17 protein-coding genes are annotated in these 14,368 nt (G+C 41.0%); 10 read left to right on the top strand and 7 right to left on the bottom strand.

The genetic code is table 11. The features are described 5' to 3' along the window. Window positions 1-9: 9 nt before the first annotated feature. Both LC20001_RS02515 and citD (LC20001_RS02520) read right to left on the bottom strand, forming a co-directional pair. Window positions 10-921, bottom strand: a complete 912-nt coding sequence (locus LC20001_RS02515) for an aldolase/citrate lyase family protein (protein WP_010011843.1) — start codon at window positions 919-921, stop codon at window positions 10-12. After that, the gene (gene citD, locus LC20001_RS02520) at window positions 918-1,217 is read right to left on the bottom strand and encodes a citrate lyase acyl carrier protein (RefSeq protein WP_010011841.1); all 300 of its coding nucleotides are present in this window, start codon (window positions 1,215-1,217) and stop codon (window positions 918-920) included. Before citD (LC20001_RS02520) ends, LC20001_RS02515 begins: the two co-directional genes overlap by 4 nt. Window positions 1,218-1,461: 244 nt before the next feature. On the opposite strand from citD (LC20001_RS02520), the gene LC20001_RS02525 reads away from it, so the two are divergent. The 5 genes from LC20001_RS02525 to LC20001_RS02540 all read left to right on the top strand — a co-directional run bounded on the left by LC20001_RS02525 (window position 1,462) and on the right by LC20001_RS02540 (window position 5,339). Next, window positions 1,462-2,328 (top strand): LysR family transcriptional regulator, encoded by an 867-nt coding sequence (locus tag LC20001_RS02525; protein WP_010011840.1) that lies wholly within the window; start codon window positions 1,462-1,464, stop codon window positions 2,326-2,328. 3 nt (window positions 2,329-2,331) lie between these two features. Continuing rightward, window positions 2,332-3,378, top strand: coding sequence for a [citrate (pro-3S)-lyase] ligase (citC, locus tag LC20001_RS02530; RefSeq protein WP_010011839.1), 1,047 nt, complete (start codon window positions 2,332-2,334; stop codon window positions 3,376-3,378). 23 nt (window positions 3,379-3,401) lie between these two features. Beyond that, complete coding sequence (locus tag LC20001_RS14715; protein WP_220094100.1) at window positions 3,402-3,515, top strand: peptide-methionine (S)-S-oxide reductase; 114 nt, start codon at window positions 3,402-3,404, stop codon at window positions 3,513-3,515. Between the two features lie 72 nt (window positions 3,516-3,587). Further along, window positions 3,588-3,788 (top strand): peptide-methionine (S)-S-oxide reductase, encoded by a 201-nt coding sequence (locus LC20001_RS14755; protein WP_425319777.1) that lies wholly within the window; start codon window positions 3,588-3,590, stop codon window positions 3,786-3,788. A gap of 228 nt (window positions 3,789-4,016) precedes the next feature. After that, window positions 4,017-5,339, top strand: a complete 1,323-nt coding sequence (locus LC20001_RS02540) for an IS1380 family transposase (protein WP_099267102.1) — start codon at window positions 4,017-4,019, stop codon at window positions 5,337-5,339. Window positions 5,340-5,616: 277 nt separating this feature from the next. Here the strand turns inward: LC20001_RS02540 and LC20001_RS02545 are convergent, their stop codons facing one another. From LC20001_RS02545 to LC20001_RS02560, 5 genes are read right to left on the bottom strand one after another with little or no spacing between them, the layout of a single operon-like run. Next, a complete protein-coding gene (locus LC20001_RS02545; protein ID WP_010011834.1) occupies window positions 5,617-7,011 on the bottom strand; it encodes an oxaloacetate decarboxylase subunit alpha in 1,395 nt (464 codons plus the stop codon). Between the two features lie 22 nt (window positions 7,012-7,033). Then, window positions 7,034-7,156 (bottom strand): OadG-related small transporter subunit, encoded by a 123-nt coding sequence (locus tag LC20001_RS14660; RefSeq protein ID WP_010011833.1) that lies wholly within the window; start codon window positions 7,154-7,156, stop codon window positions 7,034-7,036. 19 nt (window positions 7,157-7,175) lie between these two features. Continuing rightward, window positions 7,176-8,297, bottom strand: a complete 1,122-nt coding sequence (locus LC20001_RS02550) for a sodium ion-translocating decarboxylase subunit beta (RefSeq protein WP_010011832.1) — start codon at window positions 8,295-8,297, stop codon at window positions 7,176-7,178. Window positions 8,298-8,328: 31 nt separating this feature from the next. Next, on the bottom strand, window positions 8,329-8,712 hold the full coding sequence (locus LC20001_RS02555) for an acetyl-CoA carboxylase biotin carboxyl carrier protein subunit (RefSeq protein ID WP_010011831.1): 384 nt from the start codon (window positions 8,710-8,712) through the stop codon (window positions 8,329-8,331). Between the two features lie 10 nt (window positions 8,713-8,722). Beyond that, a complete protein-coding gene (locus LC20001_RS02560; RefSeq protein WP_010011830.1) occupies window positions 8,723-9,058 on the bottom strand; it encodes a hypothetical protein in 336 nt (111 codons plus the stop codon). A gap of 388 nt (window positions 9,059-9,446) precedes the next feature. Between LC20001_RS02560 and LC20001_RS02565 the strand changes: the two genes are divergently transcribed. From LC20001_RS02565 to citF, 5 genes are read left to right on the top strand one after another with little or no spacing between them, the layout of a single operon-like run. After that, window positions 9,447-10,790 carry a CitMHS family transporter gene (locus LC20001_RS02565; RefSeq protein WP_056943325.1) on the top strand — a complete coding sequence of 448 codons (1,344 nt, stop codon included), beginning with the start codon at window positions 9,447-9,449 and terminating at the stop codon, window positions 10,788-10,790. Between the two features lie 28 nt (window positions 10,791-10,818). Next, a complete protein-coding gene (locus LC20001_RS02570; protein WP_056943324.1) occupies window positions 10,819-11,514 on the top strand; it encodes a GntR family transcriptional regulator in 696 nt (231 codons plus the stop codon). Between the two features lie 43 nt (window positions 11,515-11,557). After that, window positions 11,558-11,851: a citrate lyase acyl carrier protein gene (gene citD, locus LC20001_RS02575; RefSeq protein ID WP_010011828.1), complete on the top strand. Its 294-nt coding sequence runs from the start codon at window positions 11,558-11,560 to the stop codon at window positions 11,849-11,851. 2 nt (window positions 11,852-11,853) lie between these two features. After that, window positions 11,854-12,765, top strand: a complete 912-nt coding sequence (citE, locus tag LC20001_RS02580) for a citrate (pro-3S)-lyase subunit beta (protein ID WP_010011827.1) — start codon at window positions 11,854-11,856, stop codon at window positions 12,763-12,765. After that, the gene (citF, locus tag LC20001_RS02585; protein ID WP_425319778.1) at window positions 12,746-14,296 is read left to right on the top strand and encodes a citrate lyase subunit alpha; all 1,551 of its coding nucleotides are present in this window, start codon (window positions 12,746-12,748) and stop codon (window positions 14,294-14,296) included. Before citE ends, citF begins: the two co-directional genes overlap by 20 nt. The last annotated feature ends 72 nt before the right edge of the window (window positions 14,297-14,368 follow it).

Consider the following 14,368-nt stretch of genomic DNA (forward strand, 5'->3'; position numbering starts at 1 on the left):
ACTTTCCCCCTATAGATCACCTTTGTAGACGCCCATTGATTTAGCCAGATCGATAACTCGTTGTGCGTCAACAATAAATGGAATGTCGATCATTTTACCGTCAACTGTGTAGACACCGACACCGGAGTCCGCCTGTTCGTTAAATGAGCGAACTAATTTTTCCGCGTAATGAATTTCTTGCTCGGTTGGCGCAAAGGTTTCGTGTACAAATTGAATTTGTTTTGGATTAATAACGGACTTGCCATCAAAGCCCATTTTGCGATTTTGAATCACTTCGGCTTTGAAGCCAGCCATGTCATCTAAATTAGAGAACATGGTATCAAAGCATTGGACCCCGGCCGCTCGTGCTGCTAATAGCATTTGTGCGCGTGCAGTCAGCATTTCAATGCCACCGACTTCAACCTTAACGTGCATTGCTTTTCGAAAATCGCCGCCGGAGATCGCACAACCGAAGATACGATCAGAGGCAGTAACGATTTCATAAGCATTCATGATGCCTTTAGGACTTTCCAGTGCGGCCATCAAAAGCGTACGGCCTACTTCAACACCGAATTCTTTTTCAGCCTTAAGTACATACTGATCGACCAGTTTAACATCGGCAGCACTTTCACACTTGGCAATTCTGATACCATCGACACCAGCAGCGACAACACAGCGGATGTCTTCTTTCCAATGTGGCGTATCCAGACCATTGATACGTACAATTACTTCAGTATTGCCATAATCGATACTTTTCATGGCATTAAATAGCGAAAAGCGTGCAGCATCCTTCTGATTTTCCGCCACGGCGTCTTCGAGATCCAAAATAATACTTTCACTGCCATAAATATACGCATCTTTGATCAAAGCTGGTCGCTGTGCATTCATGAACATCATCGTTGTTCTTAAGCGAAACTTTTCTGGCTTTTTACGTGTGATCATTTTAGATCCCCCCAAGGAATATTTTTTGTTGATTGACCACAGCTTCTGAATACTGCGCCTTCGACCCTTGCTTTCAACGTACAGTCTAGCGCGCCTTTATCCACAACAACTATTTTGCCATTTTTAACATTCAGATTATTGAGTGTGTCGAGGATCGTTTGTTTGATTTGACGACCAAAACGATTCATGACGCTGCTTTGAATATTTAAGTCGACACCATTAGTAGCCGGCATAACGGTTACTTGCGCATCGCTTGATTCTAAGGTGCCAGCAATTGCACTCTTTTTTATTTCCATAGTTATAAACATTCCTTTCTAGACCTTTGATATTTTCAATCTAGCATTAATAACTAACGATTGTAAAAGTCAAAGTTAACCATGATCGTTATGCCATATTTGAATGGTACTGAGACTGTCTTTTTTAAAGAACAATTGAATTGAATAAAAAGATAGTCTTTCTGCCAAGGCAGGCTTTATTATGATAGTAGTAAGAAAAAACGGTTTATGATTCCTGATCAGAATCTAAAAAGGGGTGTCGATGATGGATGAACGTGATTTTGAGTTATTGTTAGTTCTAAATAAAACGCGAAATATTACGCACGCGGCAGATCTACTGTATGTATCACAGTCATCATTGTCTAAACGTATCGCTGCTATTGAAACTGAATTAGCGACTAAAATACTGATCAGGTCACGGAAAGGGGTCCATTTTACGCCTGAGGGTGAGGAAGTTGTGAAGTACGCGACGTTAGTTAGTGCACGTTTACAAGAAATGCGGCAAAGGATCGATTTTTCAAAAAACATTATCTCAGGGTTTTTGCGCGCCGGCATTTCGCTTAATTTTACGCTATTTCGCTTGTCACCAATTATAAATGAATATCATAAGCGCTTTCCGGAAGTGGGGATGCATATTACGACGGAGCATAGTGCTGAATTACATAAGCGTTTATTGGAGGGAACACTGGATGTTGCGATCATTAGAGGCGAATTTCCTTGGAATGGTGAGCGAATATTGATCGAACGGGAGAATATTTGTGTGATTTGGAATCAAGAATTAAAGGATACGCCATTGCAAGATTTAACTTACATTGGCCGTAAAACTGATCTGGTTTTTGAAAGTCAATTAGTAAAATGGCTGCGTGAAAACCAACTTGAGCCAAAGAATGCTAATGTCTATGTAGATAATATTACGACCTGTGTGGATATGGTTAAGGCAGGTAATGGTTGGTCGGTCGTACCAGAAATCGCATTAGATCACTTTACAGGTGACGTTGTACCATTGAAGTTTGCTAATGGTGAGCCGTTTGTACGCTCGACTTATCTTATGTTTTCGGCGGATATATTGAAGCTACCACAAGTATTTGAATTCATTGAACTAGTTAAGCATTTTAATAAAATGGAGGTTTAACAGATGAACAACTATACAATTTCGACGATCTATCCAAGTGAGAAGCTGGTTAATCAACAAGTTGATGTATTGTTAGAAGCAGCAGGAATCAGTCGCGACAGAAATTTGGATTATACCTGTGGTATTTTTGATGCCAGCGGTCAACTGATTGGTACTGGTAGTTGCTTTGGTAATACGTTGCGCTGCTTAGCTATTCGTCACGACCATCAGGGTGAAAGCCTGATGAATACACTAGTGAGTCACTTAGTCAGTGTTCAGTACGAACGCGGCAATACGCATCTATTTGTTTACACCAAAGTTAAATCGGCCCCTTTTTTTAAAGATTTGGGCTTTACAGAAATCGCACGAGTAGCGGATAAACTAGTATTTATGGAAAATCGTAATGACGGTTTTTTTAATTATTTGCATCAATTGAAACAATCGAAATTAGTATCAAAAAAAATTACTAGTATAGTGGTCAATGCCAATCCGTTCTCATTAGGCCATCAGTTCTTAATTGAAAAGGCTAGTGCGGAAAATGATCTCGTTCATCTTTTTATTGTCAGTGAAGATAGCAGTTTGATTCCGTTTTCGGTAAGAAAAAAATTAGTAGAACAAGGGACTACACATTGGACCAATATTATTTATCATACAACGGGTCCTTATATTATTAGTAATTCAACATTCCCTAGCTATTTTTTGAAAGATGAAGAAACTGTTATTCGTACGCAAGCTGCCTTAGATATTGAACTATTTATCAAAATTGCGCAGCAATTAAACGTGACTAGCCGGTATGTTGGTGAAGAGCCTTATAGCCAAGTAACACATATTTATAATGAAGTTATGTTGGATAAATTGAACCAGGTAGGCATTCAATGTAATGTGATTCCACGCCTAAAAATCGGTAAGGAGGTAGTTAGCGCCTCTAAAATAAGACTTGCTTTAAAGCAGGGAGACTTAGCCTCTGTTAAAGAAATGGTGCCAGCATCAACATATGAATTTTTTCTAACGGATGAAGGTAAAAATATTATCGATAAAATTAAGCAAAGTACGCAAGTTGTACATTATTAACATAACGGAGGGATATATTTAGCATGGAGACTATTTATTTTGTTGGTGGTTGTTTGTGGGGTGTACAAGCCTTTATGCAGACGTTATCTGGTGTGGTCGACCGAGCAAATGGGGCCGACCAACACTTTAGACAGTGACTATGATGGTTACGCTGAATGTGTTAAAACTGATTTTGATCCTGATGTAGTATTTGTAACCCAATTGATGGCATATTTTTTGAAGTTATTGATCCTTGTAGTCTCAATCATCAAGGGGAGGATATCGGCGTAAAATATCGGGCTGGTGTTTATAGTCGACATTTAGTACTTGCAAGCGACTATATTCAAAACCAAGCAAACTATGAACAGATCGTTGTAGAAACATGCCCACCAACCCAACTATGTTGTAAGTGCACCAGAACATCAAAATAGATTAACGAGATATCCTGAAGATTATCGCTATTGTTATATTCCACAACGACTATTAAATAAATATAAATAATCCTGAATTATGCATATCTTTTCCTAAACCTTAACGAGAATGCTGCTACACCATCGTTTTACCTTTGATTGAGGGTTTCACCAAAATGGTGTACCAAAAAAGCACCTTCCGTGTTATTGTTATAGCGACCAAACAATAACGAACACAGGAGATGCCTCATGACTAACTTACACGAAACCCAACTGCGATTCAACCCTAAAATCAAAATTAAGACTGATGATGTTCAACTTTCAAATAACGCAGGCCTGTTGTTTTACGCCGAATTTAAGCACGCAGCTGGTCTTGACCAAACTATTGATCAAGCGGCGGCACAATTAAGCGAAAAACGTATTGGCCCTCATTATTCTAAAACTAGCTTACTCAATCAAATGCTGGAACTGAATATTGCCGGTTACGGCAATGATGTCGCGGCCGACGCGCTACAACACGACCCAGTCATGAAACAGGTCCATGGGACGACTGATTTAGCACCACAACCGACTATTTCTCGTTTTTTAAGTGCGCTAACTTGTGATGATGTTCTGCACTTGAACCGTTTGATTTTAACCTTGGCGCTCGATTATATCAGGACTAACCATATTGACACGGTCATGCTTGATGTTGATTCGACGCATTGTGATACCTTTGGTCATCAAGAAGCTGCTAGTTTCAATGCGCATTATGGGGTTACTGGTTTCCATCCGCTAGTGGCCTATATCGCGCAGCTGAATTTGCTTTTAGGAATCAAGCAACGTCCAGGCAATCAGTACACCAGCACTGGTGTCAAAGAATTCTTAGCCCCGATCTTTGCGGCTTTTTGCGAATTGCCGTTTGATGTTCAGTTGATTTTACGCGGTGATAGTGGTTTTGCGACGCCTGAGCTTTATACGCTCTGCGAATTTTATGATGTAAAATATGTGATCCGCCTGAAGCGAAACGCCGCTTTAGACCAACTAGCTGATGAATTCACACCAGTAGTGCCCAAGCATTTTGATCAGAATTCGGTCATCTATGGTGAATTCAACTACGCGGCCAAGAGCTGGTCGATTGATCGGCGCGTCCTAGTAAAATCGACGCATCAAGTAGGCGAACTATTCTTTGAACGGCAATATGTGGTCACTAATATGACTGAAGCCGGGGTCAAATTATTGTACTTAGCCTATCAAAAGCGTGGGGCCATGGAAAACTTGATCAAAGAAAGTAAAGCCGGCTTTTTTATGGATAAGACGAATAGCCACACCTTTACTGCCAATGCCGCACGGGCAACTATCAGCGGCATTGCCTATAACTTGATTGCCTTGATGAAGTTAATGGCCTTACCAAAAGAGCAGCGCAACACGACCATTAGTACACTACGCTTTCAAATCTTTCACGTTGCTGGAAAACTAGCCCGTCACGCCGGAAAAATAATCATTCATCTGGCGCAAAGCAACGTCTTTAGCCAGCAGATCGAAGCCTTATTAGCTAACATTCACACGTTAAGCCCCTTAGTGACCAACTAAGAAAATAGCGCAGTTACTTTTAAAATTATTGTGTTTGACCAAGGGATTAGTGGCTACTTTTTTGACGCGATCAAGTATGAAAACTAATCAAACTAACTAAATTAAGTCAAACTTGGCTAGTCATGACTAGCCCAAGTCGTGAATATAGAGAAATTACGTAAAACTGATAATTTGGCCAATCAATTTGATGCATATGCATAATTCAGGATAATAGATAAAAATGGTCCAACTGAAAATATTCGTTTTCAGTTGGACCATTTTTATACATGATTTCGCACTAGCCAAGATCAATTGTTACATCAACTTTCTGCACCGGCACATCATAAAATGGATCTTCGCGCCGCCCCAGAAAGTCTTTCGCCTGTTCTGGGAACAAGGCGTACATCAATACATCCTCAGTCGAATGAGCATAGTCACCGATTTCTTTGCGGAACTGCGCCATTTGCGGCTTGATCAAATCAGCGGGTCTGACTGTGATCACATCGGTATCATCGCCAATGATTTTATGACGAATTTCATCTGAAATTGGAACTGGTGGGCGGCCATAATAACCTTTGACATATTCTTTGATCTCTTTGGGTACTAATTTGTAACGTTCACCGCTGATGACATTCATCACAGCCTGGGTACCGACCATTTGTGACAGCGGCGTGACTAATGGTGGAAAACCAAGATCAGCACGAACGTTGGGCACTTCTTCCAAAACTTCTTGATAACGATCCTCTAGGCCTTGTTCTTTTAACTGATTCAGTAAATTAGATAACATGCCGCCGGGCACTTTATACAATAGTGTCCGTGGCTCAGTGTCCTTAACTTTAGGGTTGAGTAAGCCTGCCTTGCGAAAACGATCGCGAACCGGGTTGAAGTGGGCGGCAATTTTTGACAATTGGGTCACGTCTAAGTTTGTGTTGTAGCCGAGATCCGATAAGGCGATTGCCATCGATTCCGTACTGGGTTGACTGGTGCCGCCAGAAAAAGACGAAATTGCCGTATCGATAATATCGGCGCCAGCTTCAACCGATTTCAAGTAAGTCATTTCGGCAATGCCGCTGGTGGCGTGGGTATGCACCTCAAGCGGGACACTAACCGCTGCCTTGATTTCACTGACCAAGGCATAGGCATCGTTGGGTGTTAATACACCGGCCATATCTTTAATGGCAATCGAATCCGCGCCTAGCCTTTCTAGTTCCTGGGCTAATTGAACAAAGTAGGGAATCGTATGAAAGTCACTAGTGGTGTACGAAATCGCTGCTTGGGCTTCGCCGCCAGCTTCTTTAGTAGCTTTAATTGCGGTTTCGAGATTACGCGGATCGTTTAAGGCATCAAAAATACGGATAATATCAATGCCGTTTTCAACTGATTTATGCACAAATTCAGTCACCACGTCATCAGCATAATGTTTGTAGCCGAGTAAGTTTTGCCCCCGAAGGAGCATCTGTAGTTTAGTTTTTTTTACGTGTTGGCGGATCATTCGTAGCCGTTCCCAAGGATCTTCGTTCAGGAAGCGAATGGCCGAATCAAACGTCGCCCCACCCCAAACTTCGAGGGCGTGATAGCCAGCATGATCCATGGTTTCGAGGATCGGTAGCATATCACTAAACGGCATCCGGGTCGCAATTTGACTTTGTTGACCGTCACGTAAAACAGTTTCCATAAAGCGAATGTTTTTCATGAGTTAATCCAGTCCTTCATTTTTATTTAGCGGGGAAGATTTTAATTAAAACTTGTGAGATCAGATAAAGCAGGAAGAGAACTAAAAAGACACCGACCATGCCAAAAAGCATGAGTTCACCTGCTTGGATCAAGGCATTATTCATATTTTGCTCCTAACTTTGACTAACTAAAGAATGACAACAACAGACCACCGGCGACAACGGAGGCAATCTGACCAGAAACATTGGCACCAACGGCATACATCAAGACAAAGTTTTGTGGATCTTCGTCAGTGGCCATTCGTTGAATGACCCGGCTGGACATAGGGAAAGCCGAGATTCCGGCGGCTCCGATCATCGGATTGATCTTCTTTTTGCGGAACAGATTGAGCAACTTGGCGAACAACACCCCGCCGATCGAATCCATCACAAAAGCCACGAGGCCAAAGGCAATGATCATTAAAGTTTGTACGTTTAAAAATTGACTTGCCACGAGCTTGACGGAAATCGTCAGCCCTAACAATATTGATACGATATTGACTAATTCATTTTGGGCTGATTGTGATAGCCGATCTAACACACCACATTCACGTAATAAGTTACCAAACATCAAGAAACCGACTAATGGCAAGGAGATCGGCGCGATAAAGCCGGCAACGATCGTAATGGCGATCGGGAATAAAATCTTAACTGTTTTCGAGACGTCCTCGGCTTTATATGTCATGCGAATCTGCCGTTCTTTCTTGGTGGTGACGGCCTTAATCGCGGCTGGTTGGATGATCGGCACTAACGCCATATAGGAGTAGGCGGCTACCGTGATCGGTCCTAAGAGTTTCGGCGCGAGCTGACCAGAAACGAAGATTGAAGTTGGCCCATCGGCGGCACCGATGATACCGATTGAAGCGGCCTCTTTAATGTCAAAACCGAATAAAACGGCGACGATAACGGTGAAGAAAATACCAAATTGTGCTGCAGCACCGAACAATAGCATAAATGGATTCTGCAATAACGGACCGAAATCGATCATAGCGCCGATGCCGATGAAAATCAGTAAGGGAAAAAGTTCGGTGCTAATGCCAGCACTAAATAAAATATCTAAAACCCCTTTAGATTGATGTCCACCAACAATTTGGGTCAGGACACCACTGCCAGGGATATTAACGAGAATCGCCCCCAAACCCATGGGGACTAATAAAGTTGGTTCATATTCTTTTTTGATCCCTAAGTACATTAGCAAGCCGCCGATCAACATCATCACGATTTCTTGCCAAGTAATTGAAGTGATCCCTTGAAGTAATGTTTCCAAATTATAAGCTCCTCTTCCAAAAATATAACGTCTATTGAATCGTGATCAAGGCGTCGCCAGCATTGACGTTTTCACCGACTGTGACGTTGATCCCAGTCACCTTACCAGCATGATTAGACACCACTTCATTTTCCATTTTCATGGCTTCTAAAATAATCAGCGGCTGATTTTCTTTGACTTCATCGCCAACCTTAACCAAGAGCTTTAAAATCGAGCCGGGCATTGGTGCGGGTAACGTGTCACCAGCGGCATTTTGTGGCGCTGCAGGTGCAGGAGCTGGCGCTGCCGGTGTGACTGGGGTCGGTTGCGGGGCTGATGTAGCTACTGGTACCGCTGGGGCCGGTGTACCACCAATTTCTTCCATTTCAACTAGGTATTCAGTACCATCGATTGTGATTTTAAATTTACGTAACATGTGTTTTCTCCTAATCTATTTTGCGTTGAACTGACTTAACAATAAATTTCTTGTCGGGGGCATCACCAGCAGCGATACTAGTTGCGATCAGGGTCACCAACTTAAATTCAGGATTAAGCTGCTGGATACGTTTAACTTTAAGACGACTAGAACTGTTTTCACCAGCCGCAATCGCTGTTGTAATGATCGAAATAATTCTGTTTTTAGCGTGATCGTCAGAAGGGACAAATTTACCTATATTTAACCAGCTAGGTGAATTTTCAACTTGCGGTTCCACTGTTGTGGTACTAAGAGCTGCGGATACAGATCCTAGTTCCTTTCCAAATAATTTTTTAAAAAATCCCATATCATCACTCTCCATATCATGTTGTATTAATCATTCCTACTTGGTACTATTATATTAAAAAATTCACGAGCATAGCTGATTCTAGATGTTCTTAAGCTGTTCTTTTTATAATGATTGATATCAGCAAAAACATGCAATCGCTTTCTTTGGGAAAATTGATTTAGCGCTGATTGCAAAAATTTATTATTTCACATTTAAATAATCCTTGTTTTATTTGAATGTTAAGTGTTTTCTAAATGTTTTTTTGTCTTAATTAGTGACAAATCAAACATTAGATACGTTACACTGATTATAAATTTTAAAAATATTTCATTTTCATTCCTACTTTGATCATATGGTCACAATGATACTTTTAAAATAAATTTTATTTACGAAGGGAATTACGACAATGTTAATTACAATATTTGCCTACCTGATGGTTATTGTTTTCATGGTTATGATCATGAAGAAATGGATGTCACCATTAAGCGCCTTAGTAGTAGTACCCACAATTTTTACAATTGCCGCAATGATACTAGGTATTGCTAACAAAGGGACATTAGGAAAATGGGTATTAGCTGGGATCGATACAACTTCTCAAACTGGTATCATGCTCTTATTCGCCATTTTATATTTTTCAATTATGTTGGATGCCGGTTTGTTTGATCCAATCACGAAGAAAATGATCCATTTTGCTAAAGGTGATCCGATGAAGATCTTAATGGCAACTGCGATTGTCTCGGCTGCCGTCTCAATGAACGGTGACGGTACCACGACAACATTGATCGTAGTTTCAGCCTTTTTACCAATTTATCAAAAATTAGGTATGAAATTAATGAACTTGGCTGTACTACTGATTTTACAAAATACAATTATGAATTTATTGCCGTGGGGCGGACCAACAGCCAGAGCAATGGCCGTCTTCCATGTTGGCGCCAATATTTTGACCTACTTATTACCAGGAATGATCATTTCGCTACTATATGTTATTTTCATTGTTGCACGGGGAATGGGAAAAAAGGAGCGTGCCCGTCTAGGCGTCACGCAAATGACAGACTTAGAGATCGATGCGTTAGTTAAAGATGATGATCCGGAAAAGGCCAAAATGAAACGGCCTAAGTTGTTTGCTTTTAACGGAATTATGACTTTAGCCTTGATTGCTTTATTGGTTATTGATTCTTTCGTTGATTTGGGCTTACCACCATTGTTATTATTCTTGTTAGGAACAGTTATTGCGTTGCTGGTTAATTATCCTAATCTAAAGGAACAGTCAGCACGGATCGGCGCAAACGGTGGCGATGCAGTTCAAGTCGTTATCTTAGTGTTCGCGGCAGGTGTATTTATGGGCTTATTCCAAGGCTCAGGAATGGCAACTGGCTTGGCCAAAAGTTTAACCACGATCATCCCGCAATCATGGTCTGGTTATTGGGGTCTGATCATTACTGCTTTATCGGCGCCAGGGACATTCTTCCTTTCTAACGACGGTTGGTACTTCGGCGTAATTCCTGTGCTACGGGAAGCTGGATTACAGTACGGCTTTACCGATATGCAAATGGCGTTGGCTTCATTAATGGGTCAAGCGTTCCATTTATTGAGCCCATTAGTTGCCTTCATCTATCTATTACTTCGTTTGACCAAGCTCGATATGGGTGAATGGCAAAAGGCTACTGCTAAGTATGCCGTCGTTGTCTTTGCGATTTTCGTTATTACCGTTTTAGCTTTAGGCCATATGCCGATCCACGTTGCGCAATAACTAAAATAAAACGTAGGGAGTCTAAGCAATGAATGACTTTATCAGAGAAACTAGCAATAACTTGGATTTATCAGATAATCGGCCGCTAAAGGAATTATTGTATGAAGCAATGCGCAAAACAATTATTCTGGGTGAAGTGGCAACCGGTGTCAGAATAAATGAAAAAGAAGTTTCTCGACAAATGAACATTAGTCGGACTCCGATCAGGTATGCGCTAAAACAATTAGAAAATGATGATTTAGTCGATCATGTTCAAGGTAAAGGCGTAATTATCAAAGGAATTAGTATCAAAGACGCTCATGAAATATACGCCATTCGAATTGCTTTAGATACTTTAGCTGAGATCACAGCAATGAATAATATGAGTGAGGCGGATTTTGATGCGATGAACCAATTATTAGTTGAGACTGAACAGGCTAATGAATTAGATGATGTAGATATGGTCATGGAAAAGATCGCTGAATTTAATAATATGCTTTATAACGAAGCAAATATGCCACGATTAAAATCAATTATTTATAAATTACGTGAATACTTGATCTATTTTAGAGACATTGCTATTCGTGCACGCGTTCGACGCGATAAAGCTTTGTTAGAGCATCGAATTATTTATAGCAGTATGCGACTTAAAGATAAGGATGCACTAGAGCGGATCACGCGACAACATTTGGAAGCATCGCAGGTCTTCATTATTAAAGAAATGGAGAAACGTAAAAATAATTAGTTTTAGCGGATTTTTTGTGGATATGTGAAGGGAATGTATATTAATGGAAATCAAAAAGACAGCTACGGCTGGAACTTTAGAATCATCAGATATTCAAATTATAATCGATAAGGGTAGCGATGGAATAAAGATTCAGTTAGATTCTGACGTTAAAAAAGAATTTGGTGAACAAATTGAGTCAGTCATTCGACAAACATTAGTCGCAAACCATATTGACCAAGCTAACGTTAAAGCCGTTGATAAAGGGGCTTTAGATTGTGTCATTAAAGCGCGGACTTTAGCTGCTGCAAATCGTGCGCTTGATACCGCTGATAAACCATCTTGGGAGGTGCTGTAGCAATGGTTGCAACTGAAGAACGACTAAGAAGAACAATGATGTTTGTGCCTGGGAATAACCCGGCTATGCTAAAGGACGCAGGTATCTACGGTGCTGATTCGATCATGTTTGATCTGGAAGATGCCGTTTCGTTAGCTGAGAAAGATGCTGCTAGAATTTTAGTTTATGAAGCACTGACAACCCAAGATTATGGTGATGCTGAGCTGGTTGTACGGATTAATGGTCTGGACACGCCATTTTGGGAAAATGATGTTACGGCTATGGTAAAAGCGGGTATTGATGTTATCCGGCTTCCGAAAACGGAGTCAGCAGCAATGCTTCAACAACTAGAGAAAAAAATTGTTGCGGTTGAAAAACAGTTTGAAATTCCGATTGGCACGACGCATATGATGGCAGCCATCGAATCTGCTAAAGGCGTTTTAAATGCAGCAGAAATTGCTGCGGCTTCCGAGCGGATGATTGGGATCGCGTTGTCAGCTGAAGATTATACGACTGACCTAAAAACACATCGTTATCCTGATGGTGCGGAGTTAGCATTTGCGCGGAATATGATTTTGAATGCCGCTCGTGCTGCCGGTATTGCGGCATTTGATACTGTTTTTACTAATATTGATGATGTTGCAGGTTTTAAACGCGAAACAGAGTACATCCATCAATTAGGTTTTGATGGTAAATCATTAGTGAATCCACGACAAATTCCAATGGTCAATGCAGTTTACGCGCCAACTGTTAAAGAAATAATCAATGCTAAGAATGTTTTGGCCGCAATTGAAGATGCACGGATCAAAGGATCTGGGGTCATTTCATTGAACGGTCAAATGGTAGATCGGCCAGTTGCTTTACGGGCACAACGAGTAATGAAATTGGCAAAGGCATCAGGGTTAGTAGATGAGGATGGTGTTATTCTTGAATAATAATATAAAACGTAATTTATCAGATGATGTTGCAGCTAAATTAGGTTATCAACCCTTTAAGTCTGCGGTGATTCCTGACTCTGTAGTTGAGCGCACAACGCATCAAGTTTCCATTTCAACTGGTGATGATAAGGTGTCGGCGTCAGTCAAAGAGATCGTTGCAAAAACGGTTAAAGATGGAATGACGATCTCGTTTCATCATCATTTTCGCGAAGGTGACTTTGTCTTCAACTTGGTTATGCAAACGATTATTGATCTAGGCATAAAGGACCTAACTTTAGCGCCATCTTCTTTGACCAATGTGATGAACGATATGGTCGTTAAAGCAATCAAAGCTGGTACGGTCACTAATATCACTTCTTCAGGCATGCGAGGTAGCTTAGGCGATGCAGTCTCACATGGTGCGCTAGCTAATCCAGTAATTTTTAGATCTCATGGTAATCGTGCCCGTGCAATTGAACAAGGCGATATTAAGATCGATGTTGCGTTTTTGGGTGTTCCTAATTCTGACCGACTGGGTAATGCAAATGGGATGGACGGTGACGCGGTGTTTGGCTCATTGGGTTACGCGTTGATGGATGCCCAATATGCCAATAAAGTCGTTCTCTTAACTGATAATATTGTGCCGTATCCTAATACACCTGCCTCCATTAAACAGACGCAAGTTGATTATATTATTCAAGTAGACAAGGTCGGTGACCCTGAAAAAATTGGTTCAGGTGCAACGCGCTTCACTAAAGATCCTAAAGAATTAAAAATCGCTGCAACGGTTAACCAAGTTATTACCAACTCACCATACTTTAAAGATGGTTTCTCTTTCCAAACAGGTTCTGGTGGTGCTGCATTAGCTGTTACGCGTTACTTACGGGAAAGTATGAAGCAAAATGATATTCGTGCTTCATTTGCCTTAGGTGGTATTACTAAACCGATGATCGATTTACTTGAAGAAGGTTTGGTTGCTAAAATAATGGACGTACAAGATTTTGATAAAGGTGCCGCTGAGTCAATGCACAATTCAAAGAATCAACAGGAAATTGATGCTTCCTGGTATGCTGATCCATATAACAAAGGGGCGATGGTTGATCAACTTGATGTCGTTATTTTAAGTGCGCTAGAGATAGATACAAAATTTAATGTCAATGTTATGACGGGATCGGACGGTGTTATTCGTGGCGCTATTGGTGGACATCAAGATGCCGCAACCGCTAAATTGACTATCATTTCTGCACCATTGGTTCGCGGACGAATCGCAACCGTCGTGCCTGATGTCACAACTATAGTGACACCTGGTGAATCAATTGATGTTTTGGTTACTGAAGTTGGAATCGCGGTTAATCCTAAACGCCAAGATTTATTAGCAACGTTGCAAAAAGTTCCGGGCTTACCTATCTTTACAATTGAAGAACTTCAACAAAGGGCAAGCAAAATCGTTGGTCAACCAAAACCGATCGAGTACACGGATCGGACCGTGGCTTTGATCGAATATCGGGATGGCACATTGATAGATATGGTGAAACAAGTTAAAGATTAATTATTACGATGGAACGAATTATTAACTTTTACTCGTTTGCGAGTCTAAGTCTAAAAATTCGTTCTTTTATTA

This window comes from Loigolactobacillus coryniformis subsp. coryniformis KCTC 3167 = DSM 20001, from assembly GCF_002706425.1.
Taxonomy (GTDB): Bacteria; Bacillota; Bacilli; order Lactobacillales; family Lactobacillaceae; genus Loigolactobacillus; species Loigolactobacillus coryniformis.

What these genes read in the sequence shown, in the direction of transcription:
- LC20001_RS14715 (WP_220094100.1), top strand. Translation starts at nt 3,402, where the DNA reads ATGGAGACTATTTATTTTGTTGGTGGTTGTTTGTGGGGTGTACAAGCC.
- LC20001_RS02540 (WP_099267102.1), top strand. Translation starts at nt 4,017, where the DNA reads ATGACTAACTTACACGAAACCCAACTGCGATTCAACCCTAAAATCAAA.
- LC20001_RS02555 (WP_010011831.1), bottom strand. Translation starts at nt 8,712, where the DNA reads ATGTTACGTAAATTTAAAATCACAATCGATGGTACTGAATACCTAGTT.
- citE (WP_010011827.1), top strand. Translation starts at nt 11,854, where the DNA reads ATGGTTGCAACTGAAGAACGACTAAGAAGAACAATGATGTTTGTGCCT.
- LC20001_RS02560 (WP_010011830.1), bottom strand. Translation starts at nt 9,058, where the DNA reads ATGGGATTTTTTAAAAAATTATTTGGAAAGGAACTAGGATCTGTATCC.
- citC (WP_010011839.1), top strand. Translation starts at nt 2,332, where the DNA reads ATGAACAACTATACAATTTCGACGATCTATCCAAGTGAGAAGCTGGTT.
- LC20001_RS02570 (WP_056943324.1), top strand. Translation starts at nt 10,819, where the DNA reads ATGAATGACTTTATCAGAGAAACTAGCAATAACTTGGATTTATCAGAT.
- LC20001_RS02565 (WP_056943325.1), top strand. Translation starts at nt 9,447, where the DNA reads ATGTTAATTACAATATTTGCCTACCTGATGGTTATTGTTTTCATGGTT.
- LC20001_RS02545 (WP_010011834.1), bottom strand. Translation starts at nt 7,011, where the DNA reads ATGAAAAACATTCGCTTTATGGAAACTGTTTTACGTGACGGTCAACAA.
- LC20001_RS02515 (WP_010011843.1), bottom strand. Translation starts at nt 921, where the DNA reads ATGATCACACGTAAAAAGCCAGAAAAGTTTCGCTTAAGAACAACGATG.
- LC20001_RS14660 (WP_010011833.1), bottom strand. Translation starts at nt 7,156, where the DNA reads ATGAATAATGCCTTGATCCAAGCAGGTGAACTCATGCTTTTTGGCATG.
- citD (WP_010011841.1), bottom strand. Translation starts at nt 1,217, where the DNA reads ATGGAAATAAAAAAGAGTGCAATTGCTGGCACCTTAGAATCAAGCGAT.
- citF (WP_425319778.1), top strand. Translation starts at nt 12,746, where the DNA reads ATGGTGTTATTCTTGAATAATAATATAAAACGTAATTTATCAGATGAT.
- LC20001_RS02525 (WP_010011840.1), top strand. Translation starts at nt 1,462, where the DNA reads ATGGATGAACGTGATTTTGAGTTATTGTTAGTTCTAAATAAAACGCGA.
- citD (WP_010011828.1), top strand. Translation starts at nt 11,558, where the DNA reads ATGGAAATCAAAAAGACAGCTACGGCTGGAACTTTAGAATCATCAGAT.